Here is a 17,913-nt window from a genome sequence, read left to right on the forward strand (position 1 = left end):
TCATTGGGAATCCTTTCGGTCAGCAGAGCAGAAGGCAGGCGTCCCACGAGGTCTCGGTCCCGGCGGCGGCCAGCGCGGCGCCCGCCGCGCCGGTGAGCAAGCCCGCGGGACCGCCGTCGCTGACGGGGGCGGTGCGCTGGTGCAGGCTCGCCAGCGACGGGAACGCCATGGGTGTGAGGGCGTCTGCGGCCATGCGTCGCCCGGTCGCCAGAAGTCCCGCGGTTCCGTGGCACAGACCGGGGTCGATGAGCCGGGCCCGTTGCGCGGGGTCGTTCACGCAGCCGGAGAACGCGTTCTCGGCGGTGCGTCGGCGGGCGGTGTCGCCGAGGGAGCGGCCGGCGAGCTGCTGGACGCGGGCGATGCCCGGGGTTCCGTAGCACCAGGACGGCCGCAGCGGACCGGGCTGGGCGGACTCGGCGCGGTCGAGTTCGGTAGTGGTGAGGGTCTGTGGCCACCATGGGGCGCCGTCGCCGGTATGGCGCTGCCAGTCGTCCAACCAGCGCAGGATCCGGATGATCGCTTCGGCGTGGCCCTCGACCCGGATGCCGTCGAGGTGCGTGAGCGCCAAAAGGGCGAGCGGGCCGGTGATGCCGTGGGCGATGCCGTGGTTGCCGTGGCCTCCGGCCGCGGCGGGCCGGTCGCGTCCGGGGCCGTGCCGGCACCACCAGCCGGGCAGTGCGCCGAGGGGTTCGGTGAGGCGGACCAGGTAGGTCAGCACGTCGCCGAGCAGGTCGGGATCACCGGTGCGGCGCAGGACGACGCCGAGTCCGGTGAGCCCGCTAATGAGGTCGTATTCGGCGTAGGACGGTCGGTGGCGCTGGTCGATGCGGCGGTGGGCGGCGTCCAGGCGGCGGCGCGTCACCGTTGCGGTCCCCGCGGCGGCGGTGGCCTTCGCCTTGGCGAGTCCCGGCTGATCACACGTGCCGAGGACGAAGGAGAGGGCGGGAGCGCCGTAGTAGAGGCCGGCGCCCTCGGCGGTGCTGACGCCGCCGGCGACGGCCTGTTCCAGCATCGCGAACACCGCACCGGTGTTGCCGGTTTCCATATGGAGGAGCGCGATCCCCGCTGCTCCCTCGGCGAGGCACTGCCCTGCCGTCATGACGCCCTGCCCATCAGGCCGGTTCGGGCGGCGGCGCGGGCCAGACGCAGGCAGTGCCGTTCGGACGCGGTGTCGACGCCGATCATGCGGGCGTGGTGCAGATGCAAGAGATCGGCCAGGAGTTGGTCGATGTCCAGACCGTCGTGTTCGGCGAGGGCGCGGTAGGCGGTCAGCGCCGAGGCCAGTACCTCGTCTCCGCAGGGGTGGCAGGCTTGGGTCGCCTGAGCGGGCTCCAGGCGGGGCCCACTGCGGTGGGGCACGTGGTCGGAGAGCCAGCGCGCTCCGTCGCCGGTGAAGGCGTGCGCGATGGCGATCATTGCGGCGGCCGTTGCGACCTGCCGATCCCCGGCCAGGCGCCGGAGGACGAAGCGGGAGTCGGCGGCGAACACCTGCTCGGCCGCAGCGAGGGTTGGCCCGGTGCCGTAGCGGGCCTCGGGCCGGTAGGTGGCCAGTGTGTAGTCGGCCAGCAGGCCCTCGTCCGCCAGCCGTTCCGCACCCCCGGCGAGGTCGCGGGCTGTGTCGGCGAACGGGGCGGTGCCATGCAGGGGAATCCGTAGCCGCAGGTGCGGTTCGGGATCGGGGTAGCGCAGGAACCACCACCCCGCAGGGAGGTCGGGGATGCGGTCCAGGCAGGCGAGGATCTGCTCAGTGTGGCCGTAGAAGCGGGCGTCCAGCCACGGGGAACGGCCGGGGAGGTGCTGGACCGAGCCCGCGGGGCGCACCTTGCGGGTGGGCGGTTGGTGGCGCGGTGGGGTGCGGGCGAGGGTGAGCAGGAGCTCGGCCGGTCTGGCATCGATCCAGCCGGGCATCCCAGGGGCTTCGGTGAGGACGGCGCCGCTGTGCCGGTCGAGGTGGCTGCGCAGCACTGCGAGATGGGCGTTCTCGTCCAGGTCGAGACGCAGCCTAACGTCGTCGTCGCCGATCAGCACCGCGCGTGGGATCCGGAGGCGTTGGCGGCGTCGCTGCCAGACGTCCAGCCACTGCCGCCACGGCGCGGTGCGGGCGGGCAGCGCTGACTGGGGAATCCTCCAGCGGGCCGGGTGCAGGATGGAGCGGCCCCGCCGGATCCGGGGCAGGAACGGCAGCGCCTGGGCGTGCCCCCAGTCGAACCGTGCGCAGGGCGCCGTCCAGGCGGTCCAGATCTCGGTGAGGAACCGGATGAGCGGCTGCTGGGAGTCGGGCAGGGACACGCAGTTGAACAGCAGCGGTTCGACCGGGCGTCCGGTGGCCAGCGATATCAGCCAGAGCCGGCGGCCGTCACCGGTCACCGCCAAGTCCTTCACCGTCACCGCGGGATCGGGGTGCAGGTCGCCGACAGGCAGGATGGGCAGGAGTTCGGGGGTGCGGGCAACGGTGGCCAGCCGGGCATTTAGCGGAGGCCCGGACACCTGCACGGTGTCCGCGTCGGGCAGGGCGGTCGGCAGGCCACCGTAGACGCGGCGGAACCGGTCCAGTTCGTCAGGGGTGAGCAGGTGCAGGAACCGGGCGGCCGCCACGCCTGCGTGGCGGGCCCCGCTCACCACCGTCAGCGTGAACGCGCCTCGATCGAGGTCGCGGGGCGTTGCGGCGGCGAGGGTGAACCTCAGTTCGGTATGCGGGATCGGCGGCCGCTCATCGTCGCCGCGCAGCGAGGCGATCAGCGCGTCATCGAGGACCACTTCGGTGCAGCCCTCAAGGACAGCCTGCTGGGCGAGCGCGGCGAGCCGGGCGTCGCGGTCGGTGAAAGTGGACTGAGCACGGCGGGTCGCGCCCCGGTAGCCGCCCGGGTATCCCAGGACGGTGAGGACCTCGCGCAGGGGCACGGCCGCGCCCGGCCCCCACCGCTCGATGAACGCGCGGTGGTAGTCCGACCATCCGGGCAGATGCGGCGCGAGGGCGACGAGTGCGCCTGCGGCGTCCTGGGCCTCGTGGAGCACGGCGGGTGGCACGGTGACCGAGCAGTCGATCCGCTGGTCGATCGCGGCCTCGTCCTCGGGGGCGGGTGGGTCGATGTGGCGGGCGAGGTAGGCGGCCGGGCCGGTGGCGGTCATCGGTGGCCGGATCGCCGACAGCAGCACACCCGCGTCCACCAGTGCGGCCAGCAGCTTCTCGGCCGCTGCGTGGTCGAGGGCCGATTCCGCGGCCACCGCCGCCGCCAGCTCCGTGAACGGGATCGCAGCGTCGGCCGCTCCGAGTGCGACCCGAATCGGTTCGGTCAGGTCGATCTCGACATCGCAGACCCGTCCGTCCTGGACCCGGGCGCACGGCAGGACCCACGTTGCGCCGCGTGCGTATCCCAGTGCGTTCGTCGCTACCGCGACGGTGCGCAGCGTCGCCGGGTCCCGCTCGGCCACCATCGCGCATTCGCTGATCGCACCCTCATCCGGGCGGGCGACCTCCTGGTGGCGATCCTCCCAGCGAACGACCGCGCGGGGGCCGAATTCGACCGGCGCAACCCCGGCGAACCTGCCGAAGGGGGTCGCGCGGGTCGTCCACCGCAGCAGGTAGCGGACCGTGGCCTCCACCAGGCGTCGTCGCCTGCGTGCCTTCATCTGCCCACCGGCGAGTGCGCGCGTGATCTGGGCGGCCAAGGGCGGGGCGGCGTGCCCGAGGGCGGCGGCGAATCCCGGCAGCGCCCACGCTTCATCGAGCCATGTCATCCACTCCTCGGTCCGGTCCACGGTCAGGTCGGGCCATGCGGGAAGCGTCAGGTCCCGGGGGTAGGAAGCGGCCCTGATCAACGCCGCATCCGCCGCGTGGTACATCGCTGGCTCCACATTCGGGGCGGACAGACCGGTGAAGGCCCGGCCTTGGGGCGGCCGGGCCCGATCGGGTGCGCAGGCCCCTAGCTGCCGTCGCCGGTGCAGGCGTCCGAGCCGGTGTTTCCCGACCCGCAGCCGTCGTCGGTACTCGTGGCGAAACCACCGGCAGCGGGCCCGACGTCGACCAGGCGCAGGTTCAGCTCGTATTCCTTTTCTTTGGGGTCCATCAGGGGGTTCCCTTCTCATCGGAGGTGAAGGCCAGGACAAGGCGGGTGTGCCGCTTGTCCACTACAGTCCCCTCCGGCAACTCGCCGTCGGGGGTCTGCGCGGGAAGGACGTGCAGAACCGGGGAGGGGCAGCCCGCGTCCACCCATGCGCGCATGTGCTCGACCATCTGTCCGGCCGCCGCTTTGGCCTGCGGGCCGTGGGCGTAGGCACCCAGATCCAAACGCCGGTCGGCCCACCGCAGCTTCGACCGGTAGGCGAAGGCGCCGTCGTGGACCGCGGCCGGGGTGCCAAACCGCCACGCCGGCGCGACGGTGCCGGACTCGACGGCCTCCGCCTGCGCCGACAGCACCACGAACTCCGTCGCCTCGCGCGCAAGGCGGGCGGCCAGCCACAGGTCCAGGTCGGACAGGACGGTTCGGGGAGCCAGGCTCATCCCGGCCCACGCCTCTTCGCGGGGTTCCATCAGGCGTTCGGCGACAACGGTGGCATCGACCTGCTGGCCCTCGTCCAGCCGCAGGTGGACACCGTCGGCAATGTCGACGTAGCGCATCGCGCGGGCTCCAGAGCCCTGGATGGAGACGAACCCGCACTGGCGGTGGCTCTCGCTCACTAGTCGGCTCCCCCGGCGTCGCAGCGCCCACGACCGGGTCAACCCGAACGTGCGCACCGGCACCACCAGCACGCCGTCGTCGGTGAGCTGGTCGCGCCAGGCCGGCGGGACATCCCACGCGCCGGCCGTGACCACGATCAAGTCGTATTGACGCCCCGGTGCGATCGGGTGCTCGGCGTCGGCGCACACCACGGTGACATCGCCATAGCCGGCTCGGTCAAGGCACGCTTCGCCGCGGTCGGTCACTTCGGGGTCGATATCGACGGTCGTGACCGATCCCGACGGGCCGACGAGTTCGCGCAGGAGCGCAGCGTTGTAGCCACCGCTACCGATCTCCAGCACGTGCCGGCCCGCCATGTCGCCGAGCGCCTCCGCCGCCTGGCCGAGCATCTCCGCGATCAGGAAAGGGTCCGAGACCGAGCTGATGGTCTCCTGGCCGCGCCGCTTCGTGGGGATCGCAGCGTTCGCATACGCCTGTTCCAGCGGGATTCCCGGGGCGAACAGGTCCCGGGGAACGCTCCTGAGCGCCGCCTCGACGTCGGGCCGCAGCGCCAAGCCCTTCGCCTTTTGCTCAGCGGCCAACCGATCGACCATCTCGTGACGAAGGCGCTCGCTACCGCCCACAACGTCAACGCGCATACAGGTGTCGTCCTCTCGAAAAAACCGGCATTGCGAACGGACACCGCGATGAGTGACGCCGTCCGTCACCGGGCAGGGTCCGCCGTCACCCGAGATTGGCCGATGGTGAGGCGCGAGGGCCAGAAAGTTTCACGAGATTTCAGCGAAGCCGATTCCTGGCGTCCTCGATCAAGTCCCGGGCGGGCGCCCCGTAGACGGCCATGCCCCGCAGCATCCCGAAGATCTTCACGTAGAACGCGATCTGATCCTGGCGCCGGGTCCTCATCAGCCCGGTCCAGGTCTCGCTGCGCACCAGGCCCTCATCGAAGATGTAGAAGCCTTCGCCCGGCCGGATGTGCCGCGCGGCAAGCGGCGGGATGATCCCGAACGCAACGTGCGGCATCCTCGTCACCTCGATCAGGAAGTCGAACTGGCCGTTCATCACTGCGGGGCCGCCGACGCCGTGGTCCAGCGCTCCGGCCTCGATCACGAAAGAGTAGGTGTTCGCCCCGGTCGGCGCGGTGAGCAGCCGCTGCATCTCCAGTTTCGCCCGTGCCGCCGGCTCGACCTCGTGGGCCGGCCGACCGTGAACATAGGCGACGGTCGCCAGCCCGGCCGTCGCATAGCCGAGGGTCTGCACGATCCCGGGGATCACATTCGACTCATACACCCGCAGGAGACGGGTCTGCGTGTAGACATCGGTGCCACGCCCTTGGACGTGCACCATCCCTGCGCGCAGATTGCGGCGGTGCTCGGTCCACAACTGCTCGACTTCGCGGTGCGCGGCGATCAGTTCGGGGATCTGCGGGGCCGCAGTGCAGGCTTTCGCCCACGTCCGGATGTCGTCTTCGGTGGGATTCTGCCGTCCGTGCTCGATCCGGGAGATCTTCGCCGGTCGCAGCCCGGTCGCGGTGGCAAGCCCGCGGCCGGTCAATCCGGCGTCTTTGCGTAGTTCACGGAGCCGCCCGGCGAACTCCTGCCGGGCGGCCTCAGCCGATGAACCTGTCATTCGGGGACTAGGTGGACAGGTAGTCGCGGTGCGGGATCGCGAATTCCCAGGCGTCCTCGAACGCCGAGACACACCTATTCACGACCTCCATGGAGGTCCAGAGCTGCTGCTCGGCCGGGGAGTCATCGCCATCCAGCACGTTGAAGACCACGCTCGTGCCGTCCAGGACATTGAAGTCGTTGGCGGGCAGCAGCACATTCGAGGCAAGGCGGCGCGGAAGCCAACGGATATCCTCCCCCGCCTCCACCAAGACCCCGCTCACGTCGAGCATGTGCCTCATGTAGTCCGACGGCGGCTCGGACAGGACCTTGATCCGCCGCACGCTCACCCCGTCGGCGACCTGGGCGGCCACCCTCGTCGCGGCAGGCGCCGTGAGTTCCCTGACGGTGCCGGCGTCGCCGCGCCGCCAGGCGTCGAACAGGGTCGAATCAACTGCGTAGCGGTCCCTCAGTTCCAGCTTGAGGCGTGTGCGGGAGCTGAGAATCAGCTCGTTCCGCCGCTCTGCCGAGATCAACTCCATAGTGCTCCTTGGCGTACATGCGGGCGAACAGGTCCGCGAGGTCGTCGGGGATCTCCACGGCACCCTCGGTCTCCTTCGGTGCTCGAAGCTGCGCCCTGACCTGGGGGTCCTCGCGCCGCTCGCCCTGCACCATCCAGGTATTGCGGTTGGTCCTGTGGAAGGCCGGACAGTCCTTCTCGTCGAATGAGCCGGGGGTCTTGCAGTAGAAGGACAACACGATGTCGTCGTGATCATTAGGAAGATCCACGAGATTCCACCTCCGGTTGGATGGGCCGAATCCACACTCCGCTACCAGTCGGGCATGGTCAACATACGGGCGTTCCCAAAGTCCCGAACGCCAAGCGCTTCTGTCTGATCCTCGAAGCGCATTGCGTTAGGAGTTCTTAGCGCATCGTCGCGATGGTCGCGGCGAGGCGTGGGGTCAAGGCCCTTCGAGGTCGTGCTGGGAGCCGATCATCACCACGCCGATAGTCTGCGGGATCCAGGCGAACGATCCGGAGGAGCGCTGTGCCCGAGGGAGACGCGCTAACAGAGACTGTCTTACGGGCGGCGAAACACGCCGCCGATCAAGCACACATCGGCTCCAGCGGCACCACGCTCCTCCGGTTGGGTGAGCGCGCCGTGGTCGCGCTCGACCATGGACGGGTGATCGCCCGGGTGGAGCGCTCCGCCCGGAACCATGAAGGCGCGCGGCGCGAAGTGCGGGTCGCGCGCTGGTTGGACTCCGCCGGCCTTCCCGTCGGCCGACCGCTTCCTGGTGCACAGCCATGGATCAGCGGGGATGGCGCGGTCGTGACCCTGTGGGAGGCCATCTACGGGGAGTGGACGGTCCCGGTCGAGTTGGCGACGCTGCTGGCGAGATTGCACCGGCTCGCTCCTCCCGCCGACCTCGAATTGCCCGCACTCGCGCCGTTCAGCCGCATCGGTGATCGGATCCACCGTGCTCAGATCCCGTCAGAGGACAAGCAGGTCTTGCAGCGACGCCTTATCGACCTCCGCGCGGCCTACGCCGGAGTGCGCACTGGGCTGGCCCGTTCGGTGATTCACGGCGATGCCAATATCGGCAACGTGCAGATGACCAAGCACGGCGCGGTGCTCTACGACTTGGATGGGGTGTGTTGGGGACCACCGGAATGGGACCTGGTGCTTACCGCTCTTTACACCGGACTGGGCTGGCACACCGAGACCGAGTACCGGGAGTTCTGCACGGTCTACGGCTTCGACGTCCGGACTTGGGAGGGCTATCCGGTGTACAAGCGCGTGTGGGAACTAATCATGGTGTCCTGGCTGGCGCAGAAAGCCGGCGAGAGTGTGGAGGTGGACACCGAGATCCAGGTGCGGATCGCCGATCTGGCTGACCCTGCACGCCCACGGGCGTGGAATCCCTATTAGGGACCACCACGGTCCAGAGAGGGCGCTGCCTGAGCAGTCCGCGCAGCGCAGGATCCAGTGCTGCTGTAGCGAGCGAGGCTTCGGGAGAGCCGAAAGGGGCGGCGCGGTTGAGTGGATATGACGCAGGGGCCAAAGGACACCTCACCGCGGAAACCGCTGCTCAGGTCGCGGACGCGGTATGTTCACGCGTTGGCCTGGACCCGACCGGTCTGCGGCCTTTAGGGCCGGTGGGGGAAAACGCGAGCTTCGCCGTACCCCACCACCAGGTCGTGCTGCGGGTCACCTCCGCCGCGAACACCGGGCGCGTGGCCAGGGAGATCAGCATCGCTCAGTGGTTACTCACCGAGCACTTCCCCGTCGTGCGGCCGATCCGCTCCGACCTCATCAGCATCGACGCGTGGGTGGTGAGCCTGTGGGAGCAGGTTCCGGATCCCTCAATCGCCTCCACCCGCAATCTTGGACAGCTCCTCCACCAATTGCACGGGCTTGCGCCCCCGACCGAAATTGACCTTCCGAGGCTGGATCCGCTAGCCGGAGTCGAGGGTTACCTCAGCGCAGCGCACGGGCTGGATTCCGCCGATGTGGCCTTCCTCCGCCGCCGTCGGGGCGAGCTCCGCCAGGCGTTCACCGAGCTCGACTTCACCTTGCAGCCAGGGCCGGTCCACGGCGACGCGCACCGCAAGAACGTGGTGCGCGGCTCCGACGGGCACGTGGTGATGCTGGACCTGGAACGGGTCTCCTGCGGCCCGCGCGAGTGGGACCTGATCGTCGCCGCCACCTACGCCGACCTTGGTTGGTACACACCCGAGGAGTACGCCGGTTTCGTCGACGCCTACGGCGCCGATATCCGCGACTGGTCGGGATACGCGACGCTGTTGGAAATCCGAAAGCTGCGGATGACCGCCTGGCTGTGCGCCCGGACCGGGCGTGAACCGCGGCTTCGCGCCGAGGCTGCGAAGCGCATCGCCACCGTGCGCGATCCCGCCTTGCCGACTGCGTGGACCCCGGGCGTGTGAATCAGGCCGTGCCTGCACGTCCGAGCCGATTCAGGGACTCGGCGCGGAAGCGCTGGACGGCCACTGTTGCCGCGTAGGGGGCCAGGCGGTCGTCGAACCGCCGGATGTATGAGTGCACGCGGGCCGAGCGCAGGGGGCCGGCCTCGCTCAATGTCTGCTCGGCGAGGGCGCAGGCGTGCTCCACATCCGCGGCATTCTGGTCCAGTAAGTGGGCACCAGCCAGAATGAGACCGGCGAAAGTCCGGCTGCGCCGATACTCCTGCCGTGTGAGCGTGCTCGCTGTGCGGGCATGCTCGACAGCGAGTTGGGCGTGGCCAAGGTCGTGGAAGCAGTGGGCGAACTCGTCGTGCACCTCTGCCTCGTCGAAGTAGCCGAGCCACGCGGGCTCCTCAGCGTGGCGCTTCGCGAAACCACCCTCCATCTCTGCCAGAGCAGCCGTGCATTGGCGCTCTTCGCCGAGCGAGGCCAGACCGCGGGCTTCCATCGCCGAGTACATCGCATAGACGCCCGGGGTCACGGCACTGCGGGTGCCGGCCTTGGCGGAACGGGCGAAGTCCACCGCGCTGCGATAATCGCCAAGAAAGTTCGCCTGGTGGCTCATCAGCGCCAGCGCCTTGCCGGCCAGAGCCGTATCGGAGGCCAGGTGCGCAAAGTTCAGGGACTGCACGAAGTAGCGCCGGGCGAGCCCATGCAGACCCGCGTCGTAGGCCATCGCGCCGACCTTGAAGGAGAAATGGGCGGTTGCTGCAAACAACTCCCTGCCGACTTCGGTGGTGTAGCGCCCCGCGAGCAACGGTCTGACCTCACTGTGCAAGTACTGCACCGCAGCGATCCTCGCGTGTCCCCCGCCGAACTCGTGATCCAACATTTCGAACAGTTGACAGGCACGGCGAATTGCGGCCACATCATCCGCCCTCACCGTCGCCGTTCCCGTTAGTGGGAGTTCGAGAACTGTCGGTGGGGCGACCAGCCACCGCAGCACCGGAGTCGTGATCTCCCTCGCCGAGACGGACAAAATCCGCATCTGCCCCTCATCGGCGAGGTCCACCTGCCACAACGACTGCGCGTTCTCGACCGACTGACTCAGCGCTCCATGGGTGAACGACAGCGACAGCACACGCCGGCCATGCCCCTGAATGTCAGCATCCACAGGATCGTTAACAGGTCGCGGGGGCACTGAAGCCCTCAATGGAAACGGAACTTGCCACTCGGTTACATTCACTCTTTCTTCATTAGAGTCAATGAATTGATTGGAAACCCCCAATCCCTGGACCGCTCGCTTGAAAACACGGATGTCCCAGATTTGTCGGCGTCCGTTTTCCAATTCGGAAACCCGGTGATGTCGGATTCCCATGAGCAGGCCAAGTGCCTCTTGGGTCATTTCCGTGTTGGCACGGAGGAACCGAATCACTGCCGCCAGATCGAGATCGGCGACTGCCTTCGCCAGCGTGGGATGGCGCCACAGGTTCTCCGGTACCGAGTGCTGGACACATCCGGCGCCGCGCCCGACCGCGGGCTGCCCGCAGGCGGGACAAGGGTCCGCCGTGCTGTTCACTGCTGTTCTCCACTGGTCAGGTTCCGGGAGAGGCCCGCGAGCAGTTCGGTCACCAGATGAGGAGCATCAACTCCGTCGAGCGTCGTGACCACGCGATCGGCCCCCGCGCGGGCCAACTCCGCAGAGGTGCTACTCCCGGACGCGATTGCAATTACTCGGACTCCTGCCGAATGCGCCGCTTCGACGTCCTTGGGTGTGTCCCCGATCAGGATCGTGGCTGTCGTGTCGAACACCGCGCCGTGACAGCGGCCAGCGCGCTGACGGGCGATGTCGACGAGGGTAGGCCGGTGGGCGTCGTCGTCGCCGTAGGCACCGATCTCCAGGTCGAGATAGCGATCGAGGCCGAAGGCACCGACCTTGATCTTGGCTGACGCGCGGGTGTTGCCGGTCAGGACCGTCTGCACGACCCCAGGGTGTGCGCGCAGCGTACGCAAAGCTGTCTCCACCCCGGGCAGGACACGCCCTCGCTGCGTTAGGTCGACGAGGTGGGCTCGGTAGGAGGCGGCCTGGGCGTCGGCGAAGCGGCGGAACAGGTCCTCGTCGCGGTCACCGATCCCGTTGAGGTCGAGGGTCTTCTCCAGCAGGACAGGCTCGGTGTGCCCGTGCGCGGTGGCCATACCGGCGCTCATGGGGCGGCCCGTGGCCTCCTGGAACGCTTCGCCGAACACCAGGCTTCCCACCCCGCGGATGTCGATCAGAGTGTGGTCGACATCCCAGAGCAGGAGCAGGCGATCGAGCATCGGCGTATCTCCACGGTGACTCATCCACGAGTGGCGCATTCGGGGCACCCTTTAGCATGTACCCCCAGAGGTGCGGTCGCAGCCTGGAGGCGAACATGATGTCGCTGGAGAGGACGTTCGCGCAACGGCTGCGGTGGCACCGCCGCACTCTGAGAGTGCGAGCATTCAGGAAGGGTCGGGACCACCATGAGCGCCCCCTCTAAGAACTTCCGCACATCGATGCGCGAAGAGATGAACGCCCAGGGGGTCAGCATGGGCGAATTGGCGCGGCGGACCACCTACGACCGGTCCTACATCTCCCATATCCTCGCGGGCCGTCGGGCACCGACCGCCGGTGCGATCGCCCGGATCAGCACTGCGCTCGGGATCAGCGGTGTTCCTGCCAGCAGTCCGGAGTCTGTGTCCGCCGAGCAGGAACTGCATCTCCTCGATGCCGTTCGCCGCGCCGAGCACTCTGATGTCAGCATGGGGACCATCGAGATTCTGGCCGTCGGCGTCGACCGCCTGTGCCGCGCATATCCCACCATGCCCGGACATGAGCTGCGCGACCGCTCCAAAGCGCTGATGGACCGCGCGCTCAGCCTTCTCGACGGGCGCACCACCCTCTCTCAACACAGGGAACTGCTGGTCCAAGTGGGCTGGTTGGCGTGCCTACTCGGGTGCGTGCACTACGACGTACGCGATCACCACGCCGCCAATACCGCGCGCCGCGCGGCGTTCCGGCTCGGCGAGCAGGCCGGGCACGGCGAGGTCATCGGCTGGTCGTTCGAGATGGATGCGTGGTTCGCCCTCACCGAAGGCCGGTTCGAGGACGTGGTGGCCGTCGCTCAGGCAGGCCGTGACCGCGCCGGAGTGACCAGCGCAGGTGTGCAGCTCGTGCTGCAAGAGGCCAAGGCGCGGGCGCGGATGGGCGATGACCGGGCGCATGAGGCGATCCAGCATGGTCAGCGGCTATTGGCGCAGCTCTCGAAGCCCGATCATCCGGAGCATCACTTCATTTTCGACCCGTCGAAATACGAGTTCTACGCGGCAACGATCTATACGCTGCTGGGCTGGGATGGGGTTGCCGCCGAGCACGCCGCGGAGGTCGTGCGGCAGTGTGAGCAGCCCGACGGGAGGCGGTGGCCGATGCGTCTCGCCGATGCCCGGATCAACCTTGGGATGCTCGCTGCCCGCCGTGGCGACCTTGATGAGGCGGTGGCGGTCGGCTCGGGTGCGTTCGAGTTCGACCGGCGATCGGGGTCCATGCTGAGCCGTGCCAGCGATCTCCTGTCGGAGCTGCGAAGCCTGTACCCGGGTGAACGGCTCGTGGTCGAGTACCACGACCGGCTGGTATCAGAGAAGGCGCGCTCTGACGCGTGACCTGCGATGACAGTAGTGACATCTGAGACGTCACTACCGGTCACCTTCCAGGGGCGCCTTTAGACGCCGCACCGTGACGGTATGGCTACCGACACTCCGCAGCGAGAGCGCCCGCAATTGTCGACCATTCCCGGCCACGCTCGGAGAGTGGTTGTCCCCGTGGGGACGTCCCCCATGGGAGTAGACCTCTCGGTTCCCGCTGCCAAGACTCGGCTGCGTACGGCACACACATCGTCGCCCCACGCACCGAGCGAGTTGTCATGACGGTTCTCCCTTCCACTCCGCACTGCGGCTGCGCCCCTCGACGCCAGCGCGGCGACACGTTCTGCTTTCGTCCTTCCGACGCCCGCCAGGGGCGCTGATGGGCCGGCCTCAGCAATCCGAGCACTCGACCGCGGCGCCGCCGCACGCAGGCGCGGTGCCGATCTACGGTGCCGCGCTGGCCGATGACCTCCCTGTGGTGCTCGAAGGGTTGCGGGAGCGGTTCGGCCCGATCGCACCGGTGGAGGCCGCGCCGGGGGTGATGGCGTGGGTGCTGCTCGGCTATGACCTGAACAAGGAAGTTCTCCAGGACCCAGTGCGGTTTCCGCGGGATCCGCGGCGCTGGCGCGAGGCCCGCGAGCACCGCGCCACCCCGGCCGGCGTGCCCGGCCCGTTCTGGTACTTCCGCAACGCGCTGGCGTCCGACGAGCCGGACCACAGCCGCTACCGGGCGGTGATCGTGGCCGCGCTGGAAGCGATCTCCTCTTCCGGCACCCGGCTGGCGGTACGCGAGATCACCGCCAAACTGCTGGCCGACGCGACGCCGTCGGGACGCTGCGACCTGGTCGCCGACATCGCGTTCCGGCTGCCACTCATGTTGTTGAACCGCTACTTCGGCTTGAACGCCGACCAGGGCAACGAACTGGTGTCGCTGATGCGCCAGGTGTGGGACGGCGGCGAGGACGCCGAGGCCGCACGGATGGGCCTGTTCGCCTATGCCCAGGCCGTCACCTCCCAGCGCCGGGCGCATCCGGGCCCCGACATCGTCTCGCGCATGGTCGCCCACCCCCACGGCCTGGACGATGAAGAGGTCGCTCACCAGCTCATCCTCATTATCTCCGCGGCCCACGACCCGCTGATGAACCTCATCGCCAACACCCTGCACACCCTGCTGACGGATACGGCATTCCGCTCCGCGGTGGTGGGGGCGCGCACCCGGATAGAGGAAGCGGTCGACGCGGTGCTGTGGCGCCGCCCGCCGATCACGCTGCTGCCGGGCCGCTATCCCGCCGCCGACATGAGCCTGGCCGGTGCACGGGTGCGCGAGGGCGACTGCCTGATCATCGGCTACGGGCCCGCCAACTCCGATCCCGTCGCGGCCCCGCGGCCGAGCACGGCCGGGCTGTCGGGATCTCAGGCGCACCTGTCCTTCGGCACGGGACCGCACCAGTGCCCGGCCCGCCACCTGGCCCGCCAGATCGGTATCGACGCGGTCGAAGCCGTACTGGAACTGCTGCCCCCGCCCCGCTTGGCCGTAGGCGAGGACGCGCTGGTCTGGCGCCGCTCCCCCTTCGCCCACGGCCTGGAAACCCTGCCCGTGGAGTTCGAACCCACGAGCTCACCTGCACGGCCCACCCCTGCGTCTGCGACTGGAGCGCCCTCATGCCCCCACGCCCCGAGCCGATCGTCCTCGTCCCCGGCCGCGCCGCCATCCAAGCACGCGACCTCGCGGCCGCGGGGCCGCTGGTCCGCGTGGTGGTCGACGGGCTGGAGGTCTGGGCGCTGACCCGCGACACCGACCTGCGCGCCGCGCTGACGGACCGGCGGTTCCGCCGCAACTGGCGCCACTGGACCGCCCTGACCTCCGGCGAGGTGCCCGAGGACCACCCGGTGGCGGCGATGGTCCACCTGGACAACATGCTCACCGCCGACGGGGACGAACACCGCCGGTTGCGCGGACTCATCTCCCAAGCCTTCACCCGGGCCCGAATCGCAGCGCTGCGCCCGGCCGTGGAGGCCATCGCCCGCGGTCTGCTCGACGGCCTCGCCGCCGAGCCGGGGCCGGTCGACCTCAAGGCCCACTACGCCTACCCCTTGTCGATGGCGGTGTTCGGGGCGCTGTTCGGCATCGGCGAGGCCGATCACGACCGCATCCGCCAGATGGTCACCGTCGCGTTCTCCACCGCCCCGCCCGAGCAGGTGCGCGCCATGCGCGCCGAGGTGACCGCCTACCTCGATGAGCTGATCGCCACCAAGCAGGACGAACCCGGCGAGGATGTGGTCTCGGCGCTCCTCCGTGCCCGGGAGCAGGGGGACCGACTCGGTGATGCGGAGCTGCGCGACACCTTGTGGTTGCTGCTGACGGCGGGGTTCGAGACCACCGCCTCGGCGCTGGTCAACGCCATCGCCGCGCTGCTGGACCGCCCCGACCAGATGACGGCGGTGCAGGGCGGGCTTCTGGAGTTGCCGGCGGTGGTGGAGGAGTCCCTGCGCCAGGCGAGCTCGGTGGCGGCGCTGCCGTTCCTGTTCGCCGCCGAGGACATCACCATCGCCGGGCGCACCATCGCCACCGGCGAGCCCGTGCTGCTGGCCTACCTCGCCGCCAACCGCGACACCGCCCACTACGGGCGAGATGCCGAGGAGTTCGATGCCACCCGGCGACGTCCCCGCCACCTGGGGCTGGGGCACGGGCCCCACATCTGCCTCGGTGCGGCATTGGCCCGCCTCGAACTCCAGATCGGGCTCGCCGCGCTGGTCGCCCGCTTTCCCGACCTGCGCCGGACCAAAGCACCTCCGCCAGTCGCCTCGGTGTTCATCCACTCCCCCGCCGGGCTGCCGGTCCACCTCACCGCAACTGCCCGCGTCGAGACCGGGAGTACGCCGTGACGCCACCCACACCGGCTGAGCTGGAGACCGCGGACGATTTCGCGTGGCTGCTGCGCACCTTCGCCGCCGACACCGCCGGGGTCGAGCACGCCCTGCTGCTCACCTCCGACGGGATGGGCCTGGCCGCCTCACCGGATCTGCCCGGGGACCACGCCGACCAGCTCGCCGCGGCGGTCAGCGGCCTGCACGGACTCGCCGAGTCCGCCGGACGGATGTTCGGCTCCGGCGAACCCGAGCAGCTCCTGCTGCGCATGCGCCGCGGACACCTGGTGGTCATGGCCATCAGCGACGGTTCCCGCCTGGCCGTACTCACCCGAAAAGACGCCGACACCAAGGTCGTCGCCTACCAGATGTCGCTGCTGGTCGACGACGCCGGCCACGCGCTCACACCCGCCGTGCGCGACCAACTCCTCAACGCCGAGACACCCGAGAAGAAAGCATGACCGTGTCCCAGCAACAGAACACCGCCGTCGTCGTGGCTCCGTACGAGTACACCGACCCCGGCTGCCCGCAGCGCGCCCGCTACCCCATCACCCCCGACCACACCGTCACCGTCGCCGGCCAGGATGCGAACGGACCGGAGCCGGGGATCCCGGGGATCGCGGAGGCACGCACGCTCCTCGCCATCCTGGGGGAGGCCGGGCCGCTCACGGTGGCCGCGCTCACCGAGCGGGCCGCGCCCCTGATGCTGGCCGAGGAGATCCGCACCGCCGCAGCGCTCGGGCGCCCCTTCGATCCCGCGAACATCATCCACCCCCTCGTGGGCGAGCTGGAGTACGCGCGGCTGGTCACCGTCACCCCATCCGGCGCTCCCCTCAGCGGTGGGGGTGGGGTATGAGGAAGATCGCCATCGTCGGAGCCGGCCAATCCGGCCTGTACCTGGCCCACCAGCTCCTGGACCGCGGCTACGACATCACCCTGCTCACCGGCCAGTCCACCGAGGAGGTCCGCACCGGCGCGCCCTCAGTACTCCAGTTCACCCCGCCCTCAGTCCTGGCCGCCGAACGCGCCGCGGGCCTGCCGGTCTGGGCGGAGCACGCCCCGCCCATCGACCGGATCCGCATGCAGGTGCGCACCCCGGGCGGCGATGCCGGCTTCACCGGGCGCTTCCCCGGCGGACACACCATCTCGGTCGATCGGCGGCTGAAGATGGCCGACTGGCTGGAGGTCTTCAAGGAGAAGGGCGAGGCGACCCGCCGGGGCCGGGTCATCACCCACGGCGTCACCGTGTCCGACCTGGGCTACTTCACCCAGATGTTCGACCTGGTGGTCGTCGCCGTCGGCGGGGGTGTCCTGGGCGAGTTGTTCGACGTCGACCCCGGCCGCCAGGGCGGGGCGCATCCGCGCACCATCGTCCAGGTCTACCTGGACGGCGATACCGTGCCGGGCGCCGAGGACGGGGTGGTGGAGGTCGTCGCGGCCCAACCGGGCGGGGCTCTCGCCCATGGGGGCGAGGTGTTCTTCGCCCCGGTGCTGACCCACGCGGGCCCCGGGTACGGGCTGATGGGGCTCGGGCATCCGGGCGGGCCGCTGGATGCCGCGCTGCCCAGGCGCATCACCGACGCGCAGGGCCGGGAGGTCGCCCGCCACGCGATCGCCCCCGAGCACGCGGTCGCGATCCTCATGGAGCAGGTCCGGGTGTGGGCGCCGCAGATCGCCGAACGCCTGCGCGGCGCCCGGCCCATCGGCGGGCGCGCCGTCCTGGTCCAGCAGGTCAACCCCGTCGTGCGGTGCCCGGTCGGCGTCCTGGACTCCGGTGCGGCCGTGCTGGGCATGGCTGATGCGGTGATCACCACCGGGCCCCTGTCCGGCCAGACTTGGGCGACCTCGACCCGCGGCGCCCAGGCCTATGCCGACCGCATCACCGCCCGAGGCGAGCGCCCGTTCGACCGCGAGTTCATGGAAACCGCGTTCGACGCGTTCTGGGAGGCCCACGGCCGGCCCGCGGCCCGATTCTCCGAGATCTCCCACGGGATCTTCCCCGCCCACTTCCCCGCGCTGCTCGGGGCGGCCGGCGCGGTGCCGGAGGTCGCCGACCGGTGGGCCGCCGGCATCGACGACCCCCGCACCCTGACGGACTGGATGTTCGACGCCGAGCACGCCCACGCCTACCTCACCCGGGTCGCCGCCGCGCACCGCTGAACCGCACCCGTCC

At 69.7% G+C, this 17,913-nt stretch carries 16 protein-coding genes; 8 read left to right on the forward strand and 8 right to left on the reverse strand.

Translation table 11 applies throughout. The features are described 5' to 3' along the window. Positions 1–19 precede the first annotated feature (19 nt). The 6 genes from CLV63_RS17235 to CLV63_RS17260 all read right to left on the reverse strand — a co-directional run bounded on the left by CLV63_RS17235 (position 20) and on the right by CLV63_RS17260 (position 6,825). Complete coding sequence (locus CLV63_RS17235; RefSeq protein WP_106584161.1) at positions 20–1,099, reverse strand: lanthionine synthetase C family protein; 1,080 nt, start codon at positions 1,097–1,099, stop codon at positions 20–22. Beyond that, positions 1,096–3,738 (reverse strand): lantibiotic dehydratase, encoded by a 2,643-nt coding sequence (locus CLV63_RS17240; RefSeq protein WP_245928879.1) that lies wholly within the window; start codon positions 3,736–3,738, stop codon positions 1,096–1,098. Before CLV63_RS17240 ends, CLV63_RS17235 begins: the two co-directional genes overlap by 4 nt. Positions 3,739–3,923: 185 nt before the next feature. Further along, positions 3,924–4,067, reverse strand: coding sequence for an FxLD family lanthipeptide (locus tag CLV63_RS17245; protein WP_106584163.1), 144 nt, complete (start codon positions 4,065–4,067; stop codon positions 3,924–3,926). Beyond that, positions 4,067–5,317 carry a methyltransferase, FxLD system gene (gene fxlM / locus CLV63_RS17250; RefSeq protein WP_106584164.1) on the reverse strand — a complete coding sequence of 417 codons (1,251 nt, stop codon included), beginning with the start codon at positions 5,315–5,317 and terminating at the stop codon, positions 4,067–4,069. Before fxlM ends, CLV63_RS17245 begins: the two co-directional genes overlap by 1 nt. Before the next feature lie 139 nt (positions 5,318–5,456). Next, positions 5,457–6,305 (reverse strand): helix-turn-helix domain-containing protein, encoded by an 849-nt coding sequence (locus CLV63_RS17255; protein WP_106584165.1) that lies wholly within the window; start codon positions 6,303–6,305, stop codon positions 5,457–5,459. Positions 6,306–6,312: 7 nt separating this feature from the next. Next, positions 6,313–6,825 carry a DUF6879 family protein gene (locus tag CLV63_RS17260; RefSeq protein WP_106584166.1) on the reverse strand — a complete coding sequence of 171 codons (513 nt, stop codon included), beginning with the start codon at positions 6,823–6,825 and terminating at the stop codon, positions 6,313–6,315. Positions 6,826–7,332: 507 nt separating this feature from the next. Here CLV63_RS17260 and CLV63_RS17265 point away from each other — a divergent pair. Then, complete coding sequence (locus tag CLV63_RS17265) at positions 7,333–8,217, forward strand: aminoglycoside phosphotransferase family protein (RefSeq protein ID WP_106584167.1); 885 nt, start codon at positions 7,333–7,335, stop codon at positions 8,215–8,217. A 107-nt stretch (positions 8,218–8,324) separates the two neighbouring features. Then, positions 8,325–9,233 carry a phosphotransferase enzyme family protein gene (locus tag CLV63_RS17270; RefSeq protein ID WP_170134248.1) on the forward strand — a complete coding sequence of 303 codons (909 nt, stop codon included), beginning with the start codon at positions 8,325–8,327 and terminating at the stop codon, positions 9,231–9,233. A 1-nt stretch (position 9,234) separates the two neighbouring features. Here the strand turns inward: CLV63_RS17270 and CLV63_RS17275 are convergent, their stop codons facing one another. Together CLV63_RS17275 and CLV63_RS17280 are read right to left on the reverse strand one after the other, a co-directional pair. Next, positions 9,235–10,788 (reverse strand): helix-turn-helix domain-containing protein, encoded by a 1,554-nt coding sequence (locus CLV63_RS17275; RefSeq protein WP_146165588.1) that lies wholly within the window; start codon positions 10,786–10,788, stop codon positions 9,235–9,237. Then, positions 10,785–11,528 carry an HAD family hydrolase gene (locus CLV63_RS17280; RefSeq protein ID WP_106584170.1) on the reverse strand — a complete coding sequence of 248 codons (744 nt, stop codon included), beginning with the start codon at positions 11,526–11,528 and terminating at the stop codon, positions 10,785–10,787. The genes CLV63_RS17275 and CLV63_RS17280 overlap by 4 nt, the downstream gene beginning before the upstream one ends. Before the next feature lie 186 nt (positions 11,529–11,714). Between CLV63_RS17280 and CLV63_RS17285 the strand changes: the two genes are divergently transcribed. The 6 genes from CLV63_RS17285 (at position 11,715) to CLV63_RS17310 (ending at position 17,900) form a co-directional block, all read left to right on the forward strand. Then, on the forward strand, positions 11,715–12,890 hold the full coding sequence (locus CLV63_RS17285) for a helix-turn-helix domain-containing protein (RefSeq protein ID WP_106584171.1): 1,176 nt from the start codon (positions 11,715–11,717) through the stop codon (positions 12,888–12,890). Positions 12,891–13,308: 418 nt separating this feature from the next. Beyond that, entirely contained in the window at positions 13,309–14,658 is a 1,350-nt protein-coding gene (locus CLV63_RS17290) for a cytochrome P450 (protein WP_245928880.1), read from the forward strand. Beyond that, positions 14,628–15,758, forward strand: a complete 1,131-nt coding sequence (locus CLV63_RS17295; protein WP_106584296.1) for a cytochrome P450 family protein — start codon at positions 14,628–14,630, stop codon at positions 15,756–15,758. The genes CLV63_RS17290 and CLV63_RS17295 overlap by 31 nt, the downstream gene beginning before the upstream one ends. After that, positions 15,755–16,201, forward strand: a complete 447-nt coding sequence (locus CLV63_RS17300; protein ID WP_245928881.1) for a roadblock/LC7 domain-containing protein — start codon at positions 15,755–15,757, stop codon at positions 16,199–16,201. Before CLV63_RS17295 ends, CLV63_RS17300 begins: the two co-directional genes overlap by 4 nt. Next, positions 16,198–16,596: a hypothetical protein gene (locus tag CLV63_RS17305; RefSeq protein ID WP_106584173.1), complete on the forward strand. Its 399-nt coding sequence runs from the start codon at positions 16,198–16,200 to the stop codon at positions 16,594–16,596. Before CLV63_RS17300 ends, CLV63_RS17305 begins: the two co-directional genes overlap by 4 nt. Further along, complete coding sequence (locus tag CLV63_RS17310; RefSeq protein WP_106584174.1) at positions 16,593–17,900, forward strand: styrene monooxygenase/indole monooxygenase family protein; 1,308 nt, start codon at positions 16,593–16,595, stop codon at positions 17,898–17,900. The genes CLV63_RS17305 and CLV63_RS17310 overlap by 4 nt, the downstream gene beginning before the upstream one ends. The last annotated feature ends 13 nt before the right edge of the window (positions 17,901–17,913 follow it).

The organism is Murinocardiopsis flavida (genome assembly GCF_003014485.1).
In the GTDB taxonomy this organism is placed as follows: domain Bacteria; phylum Actinomycetota; class Actinomycetes; order Streptosporangiales; family Streptosporangiaceae; genus Murinocardiopsis; species Murinocardiopsis flavida.

Coding starts and splice junctions, on each gene's coding strand:
- CLV63_RS17235 (WP_106584161.1), bottom strand. CDS start 1,099: ATGACGGCAGGGCAGTGCCTCGCCGAGGGAGCAGCGGGGATCGCGCTC.
- CLV63_RS17240 (WP_245928879.1), bottom strand. CDS start 3,738: ATGACATGGCTCGATGAAGCGTGGGCGCTGCCGGGATTCGCCGCCGCC.
- CLV63_RS17245 (WP_106584163.1), bottom strand. CDS start 4,067: ATGGACCCCAAAGAAAAGGAATACGAGCTGAACCTGCGCCTGGTCGAC.
- fxlM (WP_106584164.1), bottom strand. CDS start 5,317: ATGCGCGTTGACGTTGTGGGCGGTAGCGAGCGCCTTCGTCACGAGATG.
- CLV63_RS17255 (WP_106584165.1), bottom strand. CDS start 6,305: ATGACAGGTTCATCGGCTGAGGCCGCCCGGCAGGAGTTCGCCGGGCGG.
- CLV63_RS17260 (WP_106584166.1), bottom strand. CDS start 6,825: ATGGAGTTGATCTCGGCAGAGCGGCGGAACGAGCTGATTCTCAGCTCC.
- CLV63_RS17280 (WP_106584170.1), bottom strand. CDS start 11,528: ATGCTCGATCGCCTGCTCCTGCTCTGGGATGTCGACCACACTCTGATC.
- CLV63_RS17285 (WP_106584171.1), top strand. CDS start 11,715: ATGAGCGCCCCCTCTAAGAACTTCCGCACATCGATGCGCGAAGAGATG.
- CLV63_RS17305 (WP_106584173.1), top strand. CDS start 16,198: ATGACCGTGTCCCAGCAACAGAACACCGCCGTCGTCGTGGCTCCGTAC.
- CLV63_RS17310 (WP_106584174.1), top strand. CDS start 16,593: ATGAGGAAGATCGCCATCGTCGGAGCCGGCCAATCCGGCCTGTACCTG.